Raw genomic sequence first — 19,795 nt, forward strand, 5'->3', positions numbered from 1 at the left:
GGGTCGGGCCAACATCGTGAACCGATCAATTGAATCGATTTATCGGGACCGTAGTGGCGCGGAATCCAGCCAGTCAAGAATCCGGTCTGGACCGGTCAGAGGAGTTCCTTGACCACGGCTCGGACCTCGTCTCGGAGGTCCCGCGGCAACCGGCCGGCCAGCTCTCCACCGACGCGATCAAGCTCGCCCGGACAGGCCTCCTCGATGGCGGCCAGGACGAGCTCGGCTCCGGTCGACGGGAGCGTACGGACGACCGTGAAGGCCTTCGCGTACGCCAGCAGCCGGACCGCCTGATCCGGACGGCTCGCGGACAGCCAGGCGCCGAGGGCGAACACGACGGTGCCGACGATCGGGAAGTCGGTGAACGGCGCATCCGGACCGAGATAGCTGTCCAGCTTGCCGACCAGCACCCGGTACAGCTGCTCGGCGTCGTCGGGTGCACCGAACCGGTGGAAGGCGCAGAGCGCCGCGGACTCGGTGAACAGCAGCCACGGCGCGTGTTCGGAGACCAGGGAATCGGGCAGCCGGAACTCGCGCATCCGGGGCAGCGCGTCGCGGTACTCCTGGAGGCCGGCGGCGATCTCGCCGCGGGCGAAGGCGAGTTCGGCGTCCAGCGTGGCCAGCACCGTGTCGCCGCCGTTCAGGTAGGTCCGGACCTGGCGGGCCCGCAGCCGTTCGATCTGTTCCTCGGCCCGGTCCAGCCGCCCGGCCCAGATCGAGGTCAGCGCGAGCAGGCCCTGCATGTGGGCCGCGTCGTCGGTGGCGTGCAGACGTTCCATGATCGGGAACGCCTCGGCCGCGTACCGTTCGCCGGTTCGCCAGTCGCCGAGCTGCAGGTGCAGTTCGGACAGTCCGTTGAGCAGCACGGCCCGGATCCACGGCCCGTCGGCCGGCCGGCAGAGCTCGAGGCCCCGTTCCCCGGCCGCGATCGCCTCCCGCGGGGCTCCCTCGTTCTCGGCCAGGTGCATCAGCCACTGGCTGGCCTGCAGCGCCAGGTCGCGGTCGTCGGACCGGGTCACCTCGCCCAGCCGGTCGATCCGCGCCTGCAGGGTGTCGTCGTCGCCGAGCATCAGCATGGTGCGGGTCAGGGCCGCGATCCGCGGGTCGTCGGTACCCGGCCCGAGCCGCTGCAGCAGGGCGAGCCCGACGTCGATCGCGTTCTCGCCGTAGTAGATCACCGTGTTGACCAGGACGGTGACGATCGCGGCGCGGGTGGCGTCGGCAAGATCATCGGGCGGGTCGTACCCGTCCAGCGCCCGCTCGACGCCGGAGACCAGGCCGACGATCCGCTGATGATCACCGACGATCCACCAGAAGCCGCCCATCGTGGCCATGATCGCGACGATCGCGTCGGTATCGACGTCCGTGACGGCCTGCCGCAGCGCCTCGTTGAGGTTGCCCTCCTCGATCGCCAGGCGGTCGACGGTGGCGTACTGGTCGACTCCGTGCAGCGACCCGTACTGCTGGCGGCACAGGTCGACCGCCCAGCGCCGGACGGAGCGATCCACCTCGGCGGTCTCGCCCAGCCGACGCTGCTGCAGCAGCCCGTACTCGCGGACCGTCTCCAGCATCCGGTAGCGGACCGTGGTGCCCTCCTCGACCGTGATCAAGGACTGGTCGGCGAGCTCCTCCAGCACCCGGACCGGGTCGGCGCCGATGACCGCCGCGGCACCGGCCAGGCCGAAGCCGTCCCGGAACGCGGCCAGCCGGCGGAGGGCGGCGCGGCCGTCCTGGTCGAGCAGGTTCGCCGACCAGTCGATCACCGCCTCCAAGGTGCGGTGCCGGTCCGGCGCGGCGGGATCCCTGCTGCGCAACAGCCCGAACCGGTCGGTCAGCCGCTCGGTGATCTCCGCGACCGACATCACCCTGATCCGGGCGGCGGCCAGTTCGACGGCCAGCGGCAGCCCGTCCAGCCGGTCGACCAGGGTGCCGATCTGATCATCGTCCAGGACCGCGTCCGGCCGGGCCGCTGTCGCCCGCCGGCGGAACAGGGCGACGGCGTCGGCCCGGCTGAGCTGTGGCAACGGATAGGTCCGTTCGGCCGCGAGGCCCAGTGGTGCCCGCGAGGTGGTGAGTACGGTCAGCTCGGGCAGGTTCGCCACCAGCGGCGCGACCAGCCGGGCCACGCCGTCGATCACGTGCTCGCAGTTGTCGATGATCAACAGCGTCGGCGCGCTGGACAGCTTCTGGGCCAGCCGGGACCTCAGGTCGGCCCGCTGCTCCGGGGTCAGCGCCCGCCGCGACGCCACCGAGTCACGGACCCCGAGCGCGGACGCGACCTCGGTGATCACTTCGTCGTCGCCGGTGATGCCGACCAGCTCGACCAGGTGCACGATCGGCTGCGGCGCCGCCCGGCCGACGGCATGGGCCAGCCTGGTCTTGCCGAGCCCACCGGGCCCAACGATCGACACCACCCGGGCCGACGTGATCAACCCGGCGACGGCCCGGGTGTCCGCTGCCCGGCCGATCAGCTGGTCCGGTTCGAACTGGACTCCGGCCCGGACCGGCCGGTCCAGCGCCAGCAGGTGGGCCTGGACCCGCTGCAGCTCCGGGCCCGGGTCGGTGCCGGTCCGCGCGGCCAGGTCGCGCCGATGGTCCTCGTACCGCTCCAGTGCGGCGGCCGGGCCGCGCACGGCGGCCTCGCTGCGCAACAGGGCGGCGAGGACGGACTCGTCGACCGGGCCGCTGTCGATCAAGGGGGTCAGCGTGGCCAGCGCGGCCGGATGATCACCGCTGCGGCTCTGGGCCAGACCGAGCAGCGTGGTCAGCGCCGCCCGGTGCCGGTGCCCGGCCGTGCGCAGTTCGGTGATCGGCTCGGGCAGGGTCGGATCCGGCGCCGCCACCGGGATGTCGAGCGCCTGCTCGGCCAGCCGCCGGGCCTCCGCCGTCGCGCCCGATTCCAGTGCAGCCCGGGTCAGTGGGACCGCCCCGGCCAGGGCGCGCGCGTCCACCTCGGTGCCCGCGGCCAGCCGATAGCCGGTCTGGGTCCGGGTGATCAACTCCGCCGAGCAGGCCGCCCGGGTCCGCGACACCAGCACCTGCAGCGCCTTCGTCGGATCGGCCGGCGGATCGTCGCCCCAGACCTCCTCGATCAGCCGGGCATCGCCGACCGGACTGCCGTCGGCCCTGGCCAGCGCGGCCAACAGCGTCTGCGGCCGGGTCCCGGGTACGGGTTCGCCCTGCCAGCGGACACCGTCGAGGACGGTCAGGGCGTACTGCACGGGTGCCAGCATAGGAGGGACTCGACGGTACGGTTGGCCGATGGCGTACGAGAGCCTCGAAGTCGACACGAGTCTGACCGTTGATCAGATCGCGAAGGTGTTCCGGCGCGCGATCAAGACGGCCGATCCCGATGCCGGCTTCGGGCCGATCGAGATCGCCGAGGGACAGCCGGACGTCTACGGGGCGTACGCCTCCGGCAAGAACCTGGTGATCCGCTGGTGCATCCAGATCTTCGTCCGGGAGGACGACGACTCGCGCCGGGTCCAGTTGATCATCCTCGGCTCGTCGATGCTCGGTGCTGCCTGGAAGGGCACCCGGAACTCGTACTCGGCGTCGATGGGCCGGAGCCGGGCCGAGTTCGTCGTCGAGGCGCTGCGCGAGGTGGAGCGCCAGCTCAGCTGAAGTGGCTCAGCCCGTCGGGCGGGGCCGGCGACTCCTCTGCATCGGCGTCGGTGTACGGCTCGGCCGCGCCGGCCAGCTGGTCCAGCCGGGCTCCGTGCACGACCCGGTACGGGAACGCGGCGCTGCCGGCCCGTTCGGCCAGCCGGTTCACCGGCAGCGGCACCGCCGAGCCCATGATCAGGATGTTGCCGAACCGGCGGCCCTTGAGCGTCGCGGACTCGGCGACGAACACGGTGTCGGCGAAGGCGGCGCGCAACCCGGCCAGCACCCGGCGGGCGTACCCGAGCGGCGCCCGGTCGGTGATGTTGATCATGACCGTACCGTCCTCGGCCAGCACCCGGGCTGCGTCGGCGAAGAACTCCGCGGTGCCGAGGGCGGCCGGCACCCGGGCTCCGACGAAGGCGTCGACGATGATCAGATCGGCGTACTCGTCGCGCAGACCGGCCAGCCCGGCCCGGCCGTCCTCCGGCCGCACCTTGATCCCGCTCCGCTTGTCCAGCGGCAGGTGCTGCCGGACGAACGCGGTGAGTTCGGCGTCCGGCTCGAAGACGAGCTGGGCCGAGGTCGGCCGGGTCACCGCGACGTAGCGGGGCAGAGTCATCGCCGCGCCGCCGACGTGCACCACTCGGAGCCGGCGGCCGGGCACGGCGTGCGCGTCGACTGCGTCCGCGATCCGTTGCACGTAGTCGAATTCGAGCCGGTGCGGGTCGTCCAGGTCGACGTACGACTGGTCGGTGAAGCCCACCCGCAGCGTGTAGGCGCGCGCGTAGGCGAGGTCGCGGATCAGCCGCACGCCGCCGGGACCGGGGCGCAGTTCGAGTTCGGTCATGAGTCCTGGGGGTCCCGCTCGACGATCTTGCGCGCGGTGCCGAGATCGGTGATCAACACGTCGATCCAGCCGCCCGCCGCGGCGGCCTGGATGGCGTCCACCTTGCGTTCGCCGCCGGCGATGCCGATCACCCGCGGCACCCGGCGAAGTTGATCACTGCCGATGCCGACCACCCGTTCGTTCAGCGGGGTGGTGATCAAGGTGCCCTGGGCGTCGAAGAAGCGCAGGCAGATGTCGCCGACCGCGCCGGCGGTCCGCAGCGCGGCCAGCTCGGCGTCGGGGACCGCGTTGCCGGATTCGCGGAGCAGCGGCGACGGGCTGAGGCTGCCGATGCCGGCCAGCAGTACGGTCAGGGCGTCCCACTCCCGGGTCAGTTCGGCGATGAACGGGTCCTGCATCAGCGCGTCCCGGACGGTCCGGGACTGCACGATGCCGGGCGCCGCGAGGAACTTCGGTGCGGCGCCGGTGACCCGGGCGAACTGGTCGGTGAGCCGGGTCGCGTTGACCTGGACCCGCGGGTCGCCGACGCCCCCGAGCACCTGGACCACGTCGGTCGCGGTCGAGATCGTGCTCGGCCGCATCGCCTCGGCGGTCGCCAGCAGGGTGGCCGACCAGGAGCTGATCCCGATCCGGTCCGAACCGGTGAGCGTGGTCTCCAGGTAGGCCGCGCCGGCCGCGCCGAGCGCCAGCAACAGGGTCGATTCCGCGTCGCCGTCGTAGTCGGCGATCACCACGTCGGTCAGTCCGTACCGCTGCCGCAGTTCGTCCTCGAGGTCGGTGTGCACGCCGGACGGCGCCACCACGACGGTCCGGACGATGCCGAGCTGGGCCGCCTCCTTGAGGAACCGGGACACCCGGGACTGCGACATGCTGAGCCGGTGCGCGATCTCCGGCTGGCGCACCCCCTGCTCGTGGTACATCCGCGCGATCTTGGTCAGCAGCGCGAGCCGGTCGGTGCTCAACCGGGTACGCGGGGTCGCGGGGCGATCGAGCATGCTGCTCAGCGTAACGTGGCACCGTAAGCCTGCAATCCGGCCGGAGGTGCCTGGTGTCGAACGAGAAGTCGATCATCGAACACATCGATGCGCTGGTCGGTGAGGAGCGCGAGCTCCGGGACCGGCGCGTTCACGAACGGACCGACTCCGACGACGAGCGGCAGCGGCTGAAGGCGATCGAGGTCGAGCTGGACCAGTGCTGGGACCTGCTCCGCCAGCGCCGGGCCCTGCGCGAGTTCGGCCAGGATCCGAACGCCGCCGAGGTACGCCCGGCCAGGGTGGTCGAGGACTACCGGGGCTGAACTGCCTATCGGGGTTGAGCCGGCGCCGTACTGCGGCCGAACAGGACCAGCGCCCAGCCCAGGCAGCCGGTGGCCAGCACGGTGCCGACCGCGCGGACGTGGTTGAGGACGGTCCAGGTCTGTTCCTGGAACGCGGCCCGTACCGCACCCGGATCGGCCAGCTGGTGCGGATCGCCGGCGTACCGGATCGCCTGGTTGAGCGGCTCGTTGGCCGCCATCGTGATCATGATCCCGACCAGGTCGAGCACCAGCGCGGTGATCAGCCAGGGCCAGAGGTGCCGCCGCCGGGTCCCGGCCAGCGCGGCCCAGGCGATGCCGGTCAGCAGCAGCGATCCCGCGATACCGAAGCCCATGAAGAACGGCCCGAAGATCGCGCTGTCCAGCCGCTGCTCCACGATCACGAACGTCCGGTCGTCGGTCCCGGCCAACGCCGGCATGATCGTCTCCGACCAGTGCAGGTAGACCGCCGCGACGAGTCCCATGGCCAGCGTCGCCGCCAGCAGGACGGCCGCCCGCAGCCGGTCCGCCGCGGTCATCCGCGAGACCGGGCCGGTCGCGGGCGGGAAGTGAGGAGCCGAGTACGGGGACGTCATGCCGTTCAGTCAACCGGCGGACTCCGCGGCCCACCATGTTCGAGCGGCTCTCCCCCATATCCCTCCGTCTCCCCTTCGCGCCCTGAGCCCGTCGAGGGGCCGACCAGATCGAGCCTCGCCCGTCGACCCTCCATCCGGGCTGCCGCGATCTCTCGGACCGACTGGGCACAACCGCAGCGACACGCCGCCAAAACGCCTGCTTTTGTGCCGAGTCAGCGGATTAATTCATGAACATGCCGCCGTCGATGTTGATCGCCTGGCCGGTGATGTACACCGCGGCGTCGGAGGCGAGGAAGAGGAGCAGGTTGGCGACGTCGGCGACCTCGGCCGGCCGGCCGAGCGGGATGTCGTCGATCCACTCCTCGATCAGTTCGCCCGGGCGGTAGTCGCCGAGCCGGCGGCCCCACTCGCGGTCGTTGTAGGCCCACATCTCGGTCCGGACGATGCCCGGGCAGTAGCAGTTGACCCGGATGTTGGCCGACGCCAGTTCCTTGGCCAGCGACTGGCTCATCCCGACGATGCCGAACTTGCTGGCCGCGTACGCCGGTGTGTAGATGAAGCCCTGCCGGGCCTGACCGGAGGCGGCGTTCAAGATCACTCCGCCGTCACCCTGGCGGAGCAGCGGCAGCGCCGCGCGGGCGGTCAGGAAGGCGGCGGTGGTGTTCACCGCGAGGACCCGGTTGAAGTCGTCCAGGCTGGTGTGCTCGAGCTCGTTGATCGTGATCACGCCGGCGTTGTTGATCAAGACGTCGACCCGCCCGGTCAGCTCGGCCACCCGATCGAACACGGCGGCCACCTCGGCCTCGGAGGTCACGTCGGCCGGCACCGCGGTCAGCCGGAGCCCGGCGGCCCGGCCGTCCTCGGCCGCCCGGTGGACCTGATCGTCCCGGTCGACCATGATCACGTCGGCGCCGGCGCCGGCGAAGGCGGTCGCGATGCCGAGGCCGATGCCTCGCGCGGCACCGGTGACGACCACGGTCCGTCCGGTGAAGTGGCCGTGGAACAGACCGGCCTCAGCCATGGTCGAGCACCTCCCGTGCCGCCGCGGCCAGGCCGTCGGCGGTGAGTCCGAAATGGTCGAGCAGGAACGACGTGCTGCCGGTCGGCGCGAATTCGCGCAGCCCCAGCATCCGGACCGGGACCCGGCGTGGGCGGTCCAGCCGGACCACCTCGGCCGCGACCGCGGCACCGAGCCCGCCGGCCAGGTTGGCCTCCTCCGCGGTGACGATGCCGCGGGTCTCGCCGGCCGCAGCCTCGATCGCCGCGACGTCCAGCGGCGCAAGGTAGGCGGCGTTCAGCACCCGGGCCGCGATCCCTTCCGTGGCGAGGATCTCGGCGGCCGCCACGGCCCGGGACACCAGCGTGCCGATGCCGATCAAGGTCACGTCGGTGCCGTCCCGCAACTGCTGGAACCGGCCCCGCTCGAGCGCCACGCCGTCCGGTGTCACGTCCGGCACCGCGAACCGGCCGACCCGGATGAACGTCGGCCGGGGGTGGGCGGCGGCCTGGCGGATCGCCTCGGCGGTCTGCCGGCGATCGGCCGGGACGACCAGGTCGAGGCCCGGCAGCGCGCGCAGCCAGGACAGGTCCTCCGGGGAGTGGTGGGTCGGGCCCAGCTCGCCGTACGCGAGGCCGGGACTCATCCCGCACAAGATCACGTTCTGCGCGCTGTAGGCGACATCGGCCTTGATCTGTTCCAGGGACCGGCCGGTGAGGAACGGCGAGGCCGCGCAGACGAACGGGATCATCCCGGCGTTGGCGAGCCCGGCGCCGACGCCGACCAGGTTCTGCTCGGCGATGCCGACGTTGATCAGCCGATCGGGGAAGCGGTCCCGGAACCCGGTCAGGCTGCTGGAGCCGACCGAATCGTTGCAGACCGCGACGATCCGGGAATCCTGCTCGGCCAGTTCGATCAAGGTCTCGGCGAACGCGGTCCGGTTGTCGTACGCCGGAGCGGCCGTGATCATGAGGCCACCCCCGCCGGCTCGTCGATGATCAACTCGGCCAGGGCCAACTCCACCTGCTCCGCGCTCGGCACCTTGTGGTGCCACTCCACCCGGTCCTCGATGAACGACACCCCCTTGCCCTTCACGGTGTTCGCGATCACCGCGACCGGCCGATCGGTCCCGGCCGAGCTCAGGGTGTCGAGCAGGGCGAGATGATCATGACCGTCGACGGTCCGCACCTCGCAGCCGAAGGCGGCCAGCCGCTGGTCCAGCGGATCCAGCCGGTTGGTCTCCTCGGTCCGGGCGCCCTGCTGCAGCCGGTTCCGGTCGACGATGATCATGAGATTGGCCAGCCGGTGGTGACTGGCCGACATCAGCGCCTCCCAGTTGCTGCCCTCCTGGAGTTCGCCGTCGCCGAGGACGACGACCACCCGCGAGTCGCGGCCAGCCAGCCGGGCACCGAGCGCGGTGCCGAGCCCCACCGGCAGCCCGTGACCGAGCGGGCCGGTGTTGGTCTCCACCCCGGGCACCTTGGTCCGGTTGGGGTGGCCGTTCAGCGGACTGAGCGGCGCCATGAACGTCGTCAGCTCGGACGGCGGGAAGTAGCCGGATGCGGCGAGCGTCGCGTACAGCGCCGCGGCACAGTGGCCCTTGCTCAGCACGAAGTGATCGCGATCCTGCCGGTCCGGCCGTGCGGGATCGATCCGCAGCACGCCGTTGAACAGCACGGTGAGCAGGTCGGTCACCGAGAAGTCGCCGCCGATGTGCCCGGCCCCGGCCGCCGCGATCATCTCGACCACCCGCCGCCTGGTCAGCGTCGCTGCGGCAGCGAGCACCTGCCGACGCTGCTCCGCGTCACCGGTCCGCACCCGGTGGCACCGATCGGCCCAGTCCCGCGCCGCCGCGGCGTCGTACTCAAGCGTTGACATATCTATTCACTACTGACGAGTCGCCCACGTTCGCCATCATCCCCCGCCGGCGCAGGCTCGGTCAACCCTCGGCCGGCAGCAGCCGCGACCGATGCACCCGTACGCGACCGTTGCAGCAGTCGCGGATGGGAGGAGCGGTCGCGGCTGCGCAGAAGGGCCTCCGGGGGCCCGGGCGAACAGGACAGCAGGCGTCCGGTACGGATGCCAGGATGAGGTGGCATGACCGAACGGGCCGCGACGCCGGACGACCGGGCGATGGACTGGCTGCTGCAGTCGGACGAACCGGGGATCCGTGTCCGGGCCCGCCGCGAACTGCTGGACAACCCGGGCGACGAGGATGCGGGCGCCGCCCTGACCGGGCCCAGGGCCTCGGCCCTGCTCGCCGAACAGCAGCCGGACGGCGCCCTCGGGCCGGACGTCACCCGGGTCGGCCGCTATCAGGGCTCCAGCCGCAGCCCGGAGAACTTGATCATGGTCGAGACCAGAAGGCGGAGCCCGAGTCGTCGCTGGTCGACCACGCTCTGGCGACTGACCAGCCTGATCGATCTGGCCGCGCCGACCGACGATCCGCGGGTCACCGCCGCCGTCGAGTACGTGCTCGACCACGCCGTCGACCTGCCCCGGCATCGACGTGGCCCGACCATGATCAACGGACTGCCGCGGGTCTGCGCCGGCGGCGAAGGCTCGGTGCTGCGGATCGCCTGCTGGGCCGGGTTGGCCGACGATCCCCGTACCCACCGGATGGCCGAGGCTCTGCTGGCCTGGCAGTGGCCGGACGGCGGCTGGAACTGCCACCGCAACGCCTCCGGCCGCCGGTCCAGTTTCGACGAGACGTTGTTGCCGGCCTGGGGTCTGTACGAGTACACCACCGCGATGGGCGACCGTGCCGCGACCGACGCCGTCGACCGGGCCACCGAACTGTTCCTCGAGCACCGGCTGGTCTACAGCCTCGGCGGCGGGACCCCGAGCCGCTGGCGGCCCAAACCACCGCCGGCCGGCCAGGTGATCAACTCGCGCTGGGTGAAGCTCAGCTATCCGTCGACCTGGCACTACGACCTGCTGTCGGTGCTCCGCTTCCTCGCCCGGACCGGACGGATCGCCGACCCGCGCGCCGCCGACGGACTGGAGCGGCTGGTCCGCAAGCGGCGCCCGGACGGACGGTGGGCGGCCGATGCGCAGTGGGGGAAGTCGCCGGACAACCGGGCCCCGCACGCGGCGCCCGACTGGGGCGCACCGCAGGAGGCCAATCCCATGATCACCCTCCTCGCCCTCGGCGTCCTCCGCGCCGTCCGGCACCCCGACGACAATTAACCGCATGCCCTTGACAAATTAAGGGCGCGGTTGCGACCCTCGAGCTGAACAGGTCTCACGGACGAGCCTGGGACACCCGAGAGGTTGATGATCATGACGCTGCTCGATTCCCCGTCCCTGTCGCGACGGGCGCTGCTCGGCGCCGGCCTTGCGGCCGGGTTGTCCGGGGTGGTGGCCGGCTGCTCCAACGAGGGCCGCGGCGGCGCGTCCGGGGCCAACGACGCCGAGTCCCGGTCGAAGGTCCGGCCGGCCTATGTCCGCTACGCGGGCGTCGAGCCCGATCTGGCCGGCGAGCCGTACGACATTCCCGACGCCTTCCTGCGCTACCCGGCCGACCCGGTCCAGGCGATCACCGAGCCGCCGGGCGACGGCAAGCCGATCAAGGTGATGACGTTCACCAATACGCCGATCCCGCCGAAGCTGTCCCAGAACGCTTTCTGGCAGGAGTTCAACGAGCGGACCGGTTCGCCGCTGGAACTCGATCTGACGCCGTCGGTCGACTACAGCAAGCGGTTCGCCACCGCGGTCGCGGGCGACCGGCTCGGCGAGCTTTTCATGATCGGCAACGTCCCGCAGAAGCCGCAGATGCTGGCGGCCAAGGCGGTCGACCTGACCCCGTACCTGGCCGGCGACAAGATCAAGAAGTACCCGTTCCTGGCCAACCTCCCCGAGACCAGCTGGAACTCGGCGATCTTCGACGGCAAGGTCTACGGGATCCCGGTCCCGCGCGGCGCGATCAGCACCCAGGTGATGTACGCCCGGAAGGACCTCCTGGACCAGCAGGGCCTCTCGACCGACGTGAAGAGCGCGGCCGAGTTCGTCGAACTCTGTAAGGGGATCACCGACCCGACGAAGAACCGGTTCGCGCTGGCCAACGTGCCGACCCTGTTCGTCCGCACCATGTTCGCCATCCCGAACAGTTGGAGCGAGGAGGGCGGCAAGCTGGTCAGCCACCTGGAGCATCCGGCCCAGGAGGACGCCCTGGCGCTGCTGACCAAGCTGTGGAAGTCGGGCTACGTGCACCCGGACGCGTTCACCGGCCAGAACCAGGACCTGAAGACCCGGTTCGGCAGCGGCACCGGCCCGCTGGTCTACGGCACCTTCAGCGGGTGGCCGGGATTCCTGCAGGCGATGGACGACTCGGCCGAGCTCGCGGTGGTCCCGACCCCGGCCCATGACGGCTCCGGCCCCGGCCGCCCCTGGCTGGGCGGCCCGACCTTCTCCGTCACGGCGATCAGCACGAAGGCCGAGGGACGCGTCGAGACCCTGCTGGCGTACCTGAACTCGCTGGCGACGCCGTTCGGGACCAGCGAATACCTGTTCCGCCGGTTCGGCCTCGAGGGCGTTCACTACGAGACGGTCGACGGCAACCCGGTCCTGACCGACAAGGGGTTCAGCGAGACGCAGCTGTCGCTGGGTTACCAGGCCGACGCACCGTGGGCGATCTTCCTGCCCGACCGGGCCGGCAGCTCCGAGGCCTGCTTCGAGGCGATGAAGGAGAGCTGCCCGGACGCCGTACGCAATCCTGTCGACGGGCTGTACTCCGAGACCGAGAACCGCAAGGGAACCCAGCTCGGCGAGGCCATCGGCAACGTGACCGACGACATCATCCAGGGCCGCAAGCCGCTGTCGGCCTGGTCGGAGGCGGTCAAGAAGTGGAAGTCCGACGGAGGCGACAAGATCGCCGAAGAGTTGTACGCCGCCTACCAGGCCTCGCGCTGAGGAGCCGTCCGTGAATCGCCCGAACGTCATCTACTTCCACACCCACGACACCGGGCGCTACATCGAGCCCTACGGCGCGCCGATCCGGACGCCGCGGCTGCAGGAGTTCGCCGAGCAGTCGGTGGTCTTCCGCAACGCCCACTCGGTCGCCCCGACCTGCTCGCCGAGCCGGGCCGGGCTGCTGACCGGGCAGTGGGCCCACTCCACCGGGATGCTGGGCCTGGCCCACCGCGGCCACAGCCTCACCTCGTACGACCAGCACCTCATCCACACCCTGCACCGGCACGGCTACACGTCAGCGCTGGCCGGCGTCCAGCACGAGGCCAGCGGGCCGGACGCCGCGACGCGGACGATCGGCTATCACGAGCGGCTGCCGGTCGACGGGAAGTTCGCGTCGGCCCGCCGGGACGCGGCGGTGAGCTATCTGCGGCGCCAGCACGACCAGCCCTTCTTCCTCGCGGTCGGGCTGATCGAGACCCACACCATGACCGACACCGAGTGGCTCTTCGGGCATCCGCCGGGCGACGACCGGTGGACCGCGCCGGCCCCGACGCTGCCGGACGCGGCCGTGACCCGGCGCGACATGGCGTCCTTCCAGTCGGCCGCGAGTCAGGTGGACCAGACGCTGGGGACGGTCCTGGACACGCTCGAGGAGGAAGGCCTGGCCGAGAACACGATCGTCCTGGTGACCACCGACCACGGCCTGGCGATGCCGGAGATGAAGTGCACCCTGGGCGCGACCGGGACCGGCGTGATGATGATGCTGCGCGGCCCCGGGCTGCCGGCCGGCCTCGCCGTCGACTCACTGGTCAGCCAGGTCGACGTGTTCCCCACCCTGTGCGAACTGCTCGACCTGGAGGCGCCGGACTGGCTGCAGGGCCGGTCGCTGCTGCCGGCGCTGGCCGGTCGCCCGGTCCGCGAGGAGACGTTCGCCGAGGTCACGTACCACGTCGACTATCAGCCGCAGCGGGCGATCCGGACCGACCGCTGGTTGTACATCCAGGACTTCGAACCCCGCGGCGTCCCCACCCTGCCCAACGTCGACGACTCGCCGAGCAAGCGGTTCTGGGTCGATTCCGGCTGGGCCGACCAGCCCGTCCCCGCGGTACGGCTGCACGACCTGAGGTTCGATCCGCACGAGGTACGCAACCTCGCCGACGACCCCGCGGCGGCGGCGACCCGGGCCGACCTGGCCCGCCGGCTGGACCGCTGGATGGTGGAGACCGACGATCCGCTGCTGCGCGGCCCGGTCCCGCCGCCTGTCCTACGCTGAGCCGGTGGGTTCCCGCACGGCGCGCACCGGGTTGATGGTGCGCCAGCGCAACGTGACCGCGTCCGCGGTCATGCGCGCGATCGTTCGCGAGGGACCCAGCGGCCGGAAGGAACTGGCGGCGGCCACCGGCGCCACCTTCACGACGATCACCAAGACCGTCGCCGAACTGATCGAACTCGGCGCCTTGGCGGAGTCGCCGCCCGCGGCACCGCGCGGGGTCGGCCGGCCGGTGGTGCCGCTCGACGTACCGGCCACCCGGCTGGTGGTCGGCGCCCACCTGCACCCGGAGCGGACCTCCTGCGGCGCCTTCACCCTGCGCGGCGACCAGGTCGCCTGGCGGTCGGCCACCGCAACCGGCAGCACCCGTACCGAACGGATCGCGGAAGCCGTCCAGCTGGTCGCCGACATCGTGGCCGAGGCCGGCGCCGCCGACGTCCTCGGAGTGGGCATGGCGACGCCGTGGGCCGAGGCCCACCACGGCGAGCCGCCGCCACTGCTGGCCGACGTCGACCACGACGAGCTGCGCCGCGGCCTTCGGGAACGGCTCCCCCACCCGGTCCGGCTGGAGCCCAACGTCCGGGCACTGGCCGTCGAGCACTACTGGTGGGGCGGTGGCGGCGACGACGTCCTGACCGTGCTGGTCGGCCGGTCCGTCCGGGCGGCCCAGATCCGCGGCGGCGAACTGAGCTGGGACAGCCCCGGCGCCGGCGGGCTGGTCTCGCACCTGGTGGTGCCCGGCTCCGACCGGCCCTGCAGTTGCGGCCAGCGGGGCTGCATCAAGGCCACCTGCACCGACGACGCCCTGGTCCGGCGAGCCGTCGAGGCCGAACTGCTGCCGGCCGGGTCGTCCCAGCACGACCTCTACCCCGCCGACGACACCGCCGGCCTGCGCGAGCTTCGGCAGGCCCGGGCCGAGGAGCTGGGCCGGGTGATCCCGTTGATCATGAGCCTGGTCGCCCCCGGCGAGACCATCGTGCGGGGCCGGCTGGGCCGGCCGGACGAGATCGACGCCTGCATCGAGGCGATCCGGCACCGCTACCGCGCGCTGGTCGGGCGGGAGGCGAACGTCCGGTACGACGACAGCACCCGGCCGGGCTATTGGGCCCGCGCCTCGGCCGCGCTGGCCCTGGACCGCTATCTCGCCACGCCGCTGGAACAGGAACAGGAACGGGCGTAGAAGCGAACATCGCCTAGGGCCGAAAGTCCCTAATTGTTCACAATCCCTTGCCACCCCGTTCGCCGAACGGTTAACTGTCCGCAGCCATGGCAGCGACATGCGCCTGGCCAGGGGGAATAGCAGCTTTCGGGGGTCCACGTGTGGGCGGGTGAAACGCGTTCACCTGCGCCCGGAAACGGGCGCGGGCATGACATCGTCTTGATCGAATTCCCGCCTTCGGGCGGACTTTTCCAATTCGCCGTTCAGCTCGGCGAGGGATTGGCTCGGCGCGGTCATCGGGTCGAATTGCTGACCGGTCCGAGGCCGGAACTGAATTCCCGGGTGCCCGGAATGATCATCGAATCTCGACTGCCGACCTGGCACCCGACGGCGGGCGCCGGCAAGCCCGACTGGTGGCGCCGGGTGCGCCGTGCCGGGCGCGCGGCACGCCACCTGGCCGCCTGGCTGGTGACGCTCGCATGGCTCCGCCGGAACCAGCCGGACGTCGTGCTGTGGTCGGCGTGGCGGTTCCCGATCGACGGCTGGGGCGTGCAGGTCGCCCGGCGGCTGTTGCCCGGCAGCACGCTCGGCCTGATCGCTCACGAGCCGCGGCCCCTGGTCGAACAGGCCGGGCCGGACGGGCACTACAAGACCGACCCGGTGCTCCGGCGCGCCCTGGCCGGCGCCTATCGGGTCCTCGACGTCGCGTACACGCTCGGCGAGCGGAGCCGTGACGTCCTGCGCGCCAACTGGCCGATCGACGCGCCGGTACGGGTCGTTCCGCACGGCGACGAAGGTGTCTTCGTCGCTGCGGAGCCGCCGCCGGTCGCGGACACCGATCGTCGGGTGCTCTGCTTCGGCACCTTGACCCGCTACAAGGGTGTCGACGAACTGCTGGCCGTCTGGCCACGGGTTCGCGCGGCCGTGCCCGACGCCCGGCTGGTGCTGGCCGGACATCTCGGCGCGGACCTGGACGCCGACGCGCTCCGCCGGACCGTTGCCGGCACGGCAGGAGCCGAGTTGCACGCCGGCTATGTGCCGATGGACCAGGTGCCGGACCTCTTCGGCGCAGCCCGAGTGGTGGCGCTGCCGTACCGCCGCGGCTCGCAGTCCGGAGTGGCCCACCTTGCGTACGCCTTCGGCAGGCCGGTGGTCGCGACCGCGGTCGGCGACCTGCCCGACGTGGTACGCCCCGGCGAGACCGGAATCCTTGTCCCAGAAGGCGATCCCGAGGCCCTCGTGGCCGCCCTGACCCGACTGCTGTGCGACCCCGGCGAGGCCGAGCGGCTGGGCCGCGCGGGCCGGGAACGGCTCGCCCGGAGCGCCGGCTGGGATGAGGTCGCCGCCGCTGTCTGTGCGGGTCTGCCGGCCCGCCCGGAGGCCCGGCCGGAGTCGCTGCGGGTGCTGCACGTCCTCGATTCGTTCAGCTTCGGCGGCGCCGAGAACCTGGTCGCCGATCTCGGCCGGCACCCGGACGGCCAGGACTGGGAGTTGCGCGCGGCCAGCCTCGGGCCCGCCGGGCGGGGCCGCGACGCTCTGCTGGACCGACTGACCGACGCCGGACTGAGGCCGGTCCACCTCGGAGTCCGCCGGCTGATCGACCCGATCGGTTTCGTCCGGCTCGTCCGTGCCCTGCGCAAGCTCCGGCCGGACGTGGTGCACGCCCACCTCGGCTACTCGGCGACCCTGCTGCCGCCGGCCGCCCGGCTCGCCGGCATCGGCTGCGTCGCCACGCTGCACCACCTGCCGTCCGAGCTGCGCCCGGTGGAACGGTTGAAGGAGCGCCTTTCGGTACGGATCCCGGCCCGGCTCGGCGCCCTGGTGCTGCTGTCGCGCCCCGTCCTCGAGGCGTTCGCCGACCGGCACGGCCCGGCGACCCACCGGTGGCGTCTGGTGCCGAACGGCGTCGACCTGACCCGCTTCGCGACCGCCCGGCCGGCACCGGACCTGCCGCGGGACGGCACTCCGACCTGGGCCGTGCTGGCCGCGCTGCGCGAGCCGAAGGGCCATCTGGACCTGCTGCGGGCCTGGCGCCGGGTCAAGGACGCGGGTCGGCCGGCCCGGCTGCTGATCGTCGGCGACGGAGACTTCCGGCCGGCGATCGAGGCGGAGCTCGAGCGCCTCGACCTGGCCGATCGGGTCGTCCTGCTCGGCCGCCGCGACGACGTACCGGCCGTGCTCGCCGCGGTCGACGGGGTGGTGTCCGCCAGCCACAGCGAGGCGTTGCCGACAGCCCTGATCGAGGCGGCCGCGGCCGGCCTGCCGGTGGTCTGCACCGCAGCCGGCGGCAGCACCGACGTCGTCACCGCCGCCACCGGTTGGCTGACCCCGGTCGGCGATCCGGACGCCCTGGCTGACGCGCTGTTGGACGCCCTCGATCACCCCGAAGAGGCCACCCTGCGCGGCAAGCGGGGCCGGGAGCACGTCGAGCACGTGTACGGCCGGCCTGCTTGGACCGCCCGGCTCGATCACCTCTACCGCTCGGTCCTCCGCCCGCCCGCTCGGCGCCGGCTGCGTCGGGCCGCTCAGGTCGGAGGACTCCGGTGACCGCGCACGCGGTGGCCCGCGAACGCAGCGCGGACCTGGCGGAGGACAGGCCGCGGACCACCCGCTGGCCAGCCTTGGTCGCCGTACTGCTCGGCCTGTTGGTCGCCTCCGCCGGTCTCGGGTACGGGCTCGCCAGCCCGCCGACCTGGACCGCCGAACACGCCGTCGTCGTGGTCCCGACCGGCAAGTCCGTGTCCGAGCAGGCGGCCCTGTACGAGACGTTGAGCCGCGGCCAGGTGGTGGCGACGGCCGCCGAGATCTACTCCGAGAATCGCTGGCATGCGGCCCACCCGGAGGTCGAGGTCTCGGCCGGCGCGGTGCCGCCCAGTGCCGTGCTCCAGGTGACGGCCAGTGGTACGAACCGGGCCGAGGTCGAGGCAGCGCTGGCCGAGGTGTTGACGTCGGCGACGCCGGAGGCGAACCGGATCCTGAAGCCGTACCGGGTCACGGTGTTGGACTCGCGACCGCCGACGGCCCGGGAGTCCGGACTCAGCCTGTTCGTCTGGGCCGGCATCGCCGGACTGGCCGGACTCCTGGCCGGAGCCTTCGGCTACGTCGGCCTCGCCGCGATCCGCGACCGATGGTCCGGCGCCCGGTTCGGCCGACGCATGCAGGACCGACCATGATCGACAACGGGTTCATGATCAGCGACCGAACCAAGATCGACGCCCGGACCAAGATCACCGGCAGCCCATGATCGCCACCGCCCTCCCGGCCGACACCGGTGCCGTCTCGACGGACCGGACGGCCGGTCTGATCAAGCTGGCCACGGCCGCCCTGTGCGCCATGATCGCGTTCGAATTCTCGGGCGCGTTCGGCGTGCTCGCGCCGCACCTGCCGGTGTCGCCGTTCGTCGCGGCACTGGCTGCCGCCGGGCTGGTGGCGGTGCTGCGGGTGCTGCCCGGGCGGGCGATCATGGTCTGGCTGCCGTTGTTCGCCATGATCGGTTATCTGCTCGCGGTGACGACGTCCTTCCTGGCGTCGCCGCTCTCACCGGCGATCACCGGCGACGGGGTCCGGGAGGCCCTGAACCTGGCCCTGTTCACCGGCGTGCTCTCGGTGCTGGCGGCGAATGTCGACCGCTGGTCCGCGATCGCCCTCGCCGTGACGCTGCCGATGGCGGCGATCGCCCTGCTCGGTCTGGCCAACGAGTTCCTGCTCGGCAACGGTTTCACCTTCTTCGGCTTCGAGACCGTCACCGACTACCTGGGCGTCGGCACCACCACGGCGCGGCACGCGGGGCCGCTGCCGGATCCGAACTTCTGGGCCCGACTGCTGGTCGCCGGGTTGCCGTTGGCGCTCGCCCTGGCCGAGCGCGCCTGGAAGCTGGGCCGGCGCCGGTGGGCCGGCGCTGCCGGGCTGATCGCGCTGTTGCTGCTGGCCGGGATCTACCTGACCAGCTCTCGGGGCGGGTTCCTGGCCGCCGGGGTCGCGCTGCTCGGCTACCTGATCGCCGCCGGCCACGGCCGGTGGCTGCTGGCCATCGTGCCGACCGGTGCCCTGGCCCTGCTGCTGCCGGGGGTCGGCAGTCGCTTGCTGAGCTTCGGCGACGAGGACGTACAGCTCGCCGCGGAGGACCCGTCGGTGCTGTCCCGGCTGGCCACCCAGCGGGTGGCGCTGGCCATGATCGCGGACCGGCCGTTGGTCGGGGTGGGGCCGGACGGCTACATCCCGGCGTTCGGCCGCTATGCCGCGGAGGCGGGCCAGCAGATCGATCGGGTGTTGGCACCGCACAACCTCTATCTCGGGCTGTGGGCCGAGGTCGGGCTGCTCGGCCTGCTCGCCTTCCTGCTCCTGGTCGGAGTCGGCCTCGTCCTGGCCGGTGCGACCTGCCTGACGGCGCGGCGGATGTCGCCCGAACTGCGGGCCCGCTACCGGCCGTACGCTGCCGGGTTGCTGGCCGGGCAGCTGGCCTGGTGCGTCGCCGGCTTCTTCCTGCACCTGTCGTACGCCCGGGTCGAATTGATCATGGTCTGCCTGTCGGCGGCGATCTGGGTCCAGGCCCGACGGGTGCCGCTCGGCCCGGTGATCCGCAGCAGCGTGCGACCGGTCCTGGTCGGGCTGGGCGCCGCGCTCGGAGCCCTGATCACGGCGGGCGCGCTGGCCCTGGCCCCGCTCGGATCGACGGCGACCGCGACCGGCCGGGTGGTGCCGGTCGACCCCGACGACAGCTACCTGCTCAGCCTGCGCACCCGGACCGGCGTCATCCCGACCCTCGCGGTCGTGGTCGGACAGTCGTCGACGCAACCGGTGACCGCCCAGGGCGACGTCGGCGCCGGCGTGGTCCGGCTGACGGCCTCGGCCGAGACGACCGGCGCCGCCCTCGACCGGGTCGACGCGGCCGTCACCGCGGGCGACGCCGCCCTGCGCAGAGCCGGGCTGACCGAGGTCTTCACCGTGGTCTGGGACCGGGACCGTCCCGTCACCCGGACCGAACCATCCGTCGCCCAGCTCGGGCTCGTCGGTGTCGCCGGCGGCCTGGCCGGAGGAGTCCTCGGACTCCTCGGCGCCGCGATCGCCATCGACCGAAGGCGAAGTACCGGCTAGAGATTCAACCGTTCACAGTAA

General features: G+C 72.1%; 16 protein-coding genes. 9 read left to right on the forward strand and 7 right to left on the reverse strand.

Translation table 11 applies throughout. From position 1 onward, the window contains the following. Positions 1-95: 95 nt before the first annotated feature. The gene (locus ACFQU4_RS15180; RefSeq protein WP_377493233.1) at positions 96-3,221 is read right to left on the reverse strand and encodes a BTAD domain-containing putative transcriptional regulator; all 3,126 of its coding nucleotides are present in this window, start codon (positions 3,219-3,221) and stop codon (positions 96-98) included. 40 nt (positions 3,222-3,261) lie between these two features. Here ACFQU4_RS15180 and ACFQU4_RS15185 point away from each other — a divergent pair, with 40 nt between their 5' ends. Further along, positions 3,262-3,624 (forward strand): hypothetical protein, encoded by a 363-nt coding sequence (locus ACFQU4_RS15185; RefSeq protein ID WP_377493235.1) that lies wholly within the window; start codon positions 3,262-3,264, stop codon positions 3,622-3,624. Here ACFQU4_RS15185 and ACFQU4_RS15190 read toward each other — a convergent pair. After that, entirely contained in the window at positions 3,617-4,453 is an 837-nt protein-coding gene (locus ACFQU4_RS15190; RefSeq protein WP_377493237.1) for a spermidine synthase, read from the reverse strand. The two genes, ACFQU4_RS15185 and ACFQU4_RS15190, sit on opposite strands and share 8 nt — an antisense overlap. Beyond that, positions 4,450-5,448 carry a sugar-binding transcriptional regulator gene (locus tag ACFQU4_RS15195; RefSeq protein WP_377493239.1) on the reverse strand — a complete coding sequence of 333 codons (999 nt, stop codon included), beginning with the start codon at positions 5,446-5,448 and terminating at the stop codon, positions 4,450-4,452. Before ACFQU4_RS15195 ends, ACFQU4_RS15190 begins: the two co-directional genes overlap by 4 nt. Before the next feature lie 53 nt (positions 5,449-5,501). On the opposite strand from ACFQU4_RS15195, the gene ACFQU4_RS15200 reads away from it, so the two are divergent. Beyond that, on the forward strand, positions 5,502-5,750 hold the full coding sequence (locus ACFQU4_RS15200) for a DUF2630 family protein (protein ID WP_377493241.1): 249 nt from the start codon (positions 5,502-5,504) through the stop codon (positions 5,748-5,750). A gap of 5 nt (positions 5,751-5,755) precedes the next feature. Here the strand turns inward: ACFQU4_RS15200 and ACFQU4_RS15205 are convergent, their stop codons facing one another. From ACFQU4_RS15205 to ACFQU4_RS15220, 4 genes are all read right to left on the reverse strand, one after another. Beyond that, positions 5,756-6,343: an anthrone oxygenase family protein gene (locus ACFQU4_RS15205; RefSeq protein ID WP_377493243.1), complete on the reverse strand. Its 588-nt coding sequence runs from the start codon at positions 6,341-6,343 to the stop codon at positions 5,756-5,758. Between the two features lie 220 nt (positions 6,344-6,563). Further along, entirely contained in the window at positions 6,564-7,364 is an 801-nt protein-coding gene (locus ACFQU4_RS15210) for an SDR family NAD(P)-dependent oxidoreductase (protein WP_377493245.1), read from the reverse strand. After that, a complete protein-coding gene (locus ACFQU4_RS15215; protein ID WP_377493247.1) occupies positions 7,357-8,310 on the reverse strand; it encodes a transketolase family protein in 954 nt (317 codons plus the stop codon). Before ACFQU4_RS15215 ends, ACFQU4_RS15210 begins: the two co-directional genes overlap by 8 nt. Next, entirely contained in the window at positions 8,307-9,218 is a 912-nt protein-coding gene (locus tag ACFQU4_RS15220; RefSeq protein WP_377493249.1) for a transketolase, read from the reverse strand. The genes ACFQU4_RS15215 and ACFQU4_RS15220 overlap by 4 nt, the downstream gene beginning before the upstream one ends. Positions 9,219-9,437: 219 nt before the next feature. On the opposite strand from ACFQU4_RS15220, the gene ACFQU4_RS15225 reads away from it, so the two are divergent. The 7 genes from ACFQU4_RS15225 (at position 9,438) to ACFQU4_RS15255 (ending at position 19,774) form a co-directional block, all read left to right on the forward strand. Then, complete coding sequence (locus ACFQU4_RS15225) at positions 9,438-10,529, forward strand: hypothetical protein (protein WP_377493251.1); 1,092 nt, start codon at positions 9,438-9,440, stop codon at positions 10,527-10,529. Positions 10,530-10,622: 93 nt separating this feature from the next. Next, a complete protein-coding gene (locus ACFQU4_RS15230) occupies positions 10,623-12,251 on the forward strand; it encodes an extracellular solute-binding protein (protein ID WP_377493253.1) in 1,629 nt (542 codons plus the stop codon). Between the two features lie 10 nt (positions 12,252-12,261). After that, on the forward strand, positions 12,262-13,524 hold the full coding sequence (locus ACFQU4_RS15235) for a sulfatase (RefSeq protein ID WP_377493255.1): 1,263 nt from the start codon (positions 12,262-12,264) through the stop codon (positions 13,522-13,524). Between the two features lie 4 nt (positions 13,525-13,528). Next, entirely contained in the window at positions 13,529-14,701 is a 1,173-nt protein-coding gene (locus ACFQU4_RS15240) for an ROK family protein (protein WP_377493257.1), read from the forward strand. A 138-nt stretch (positions 14,702-14,839) separates the two neighbouring features. Next, entirely contained in the window at positions 14,840-17,227 is a 2,388-nt protein-coding gene (locus ACFQU4_RS15245) for a glycosyltransferase family 4 protein (RefSeq protein ID WP_377493259.1), read from the forward strand. Continuing rightward, positions 17,224-17,853: a hypothetical protein gene (locus ACFQU4_RS15250; protein WP_377493261.1), complete on the forward strand. Its 630-nt coding sequence runs from the start codon at positions 17,224-17,226 to the stop codon at positions 17,851-17,853. The genes ACFQU4_RS15245 and ACFQU4_RS15250 overlap by 4 nt, the downstream gene beginning before the upstream one ends. A gap of 67 nt (positions 17,854-17,920) precedes the next feature. Beyond that, complete coding sequence (locus ACFQU4_RS15255; RefSeq protein ID WP_377493263.1) at positions 17,921-19,774, forward strand: O-antigen ligase family protein; 1,854 nt, start codon at positions 17,921-17,923, stop codon at positions 19,772-19,774. The last annotated feature ends 21 nt before the right edge of the window (positions 19,775-19,795 follow it).

The organism is Microlunatus sp. GCM10028923 (genome assembly GCF_042666975.1).
In the GTDB taxonomy this organism is placed as follows: Bacteria; Actinomycetota; Actinomycetes; order Propionibacteriales; family Propionibacteriaceae; genus Microlunatus.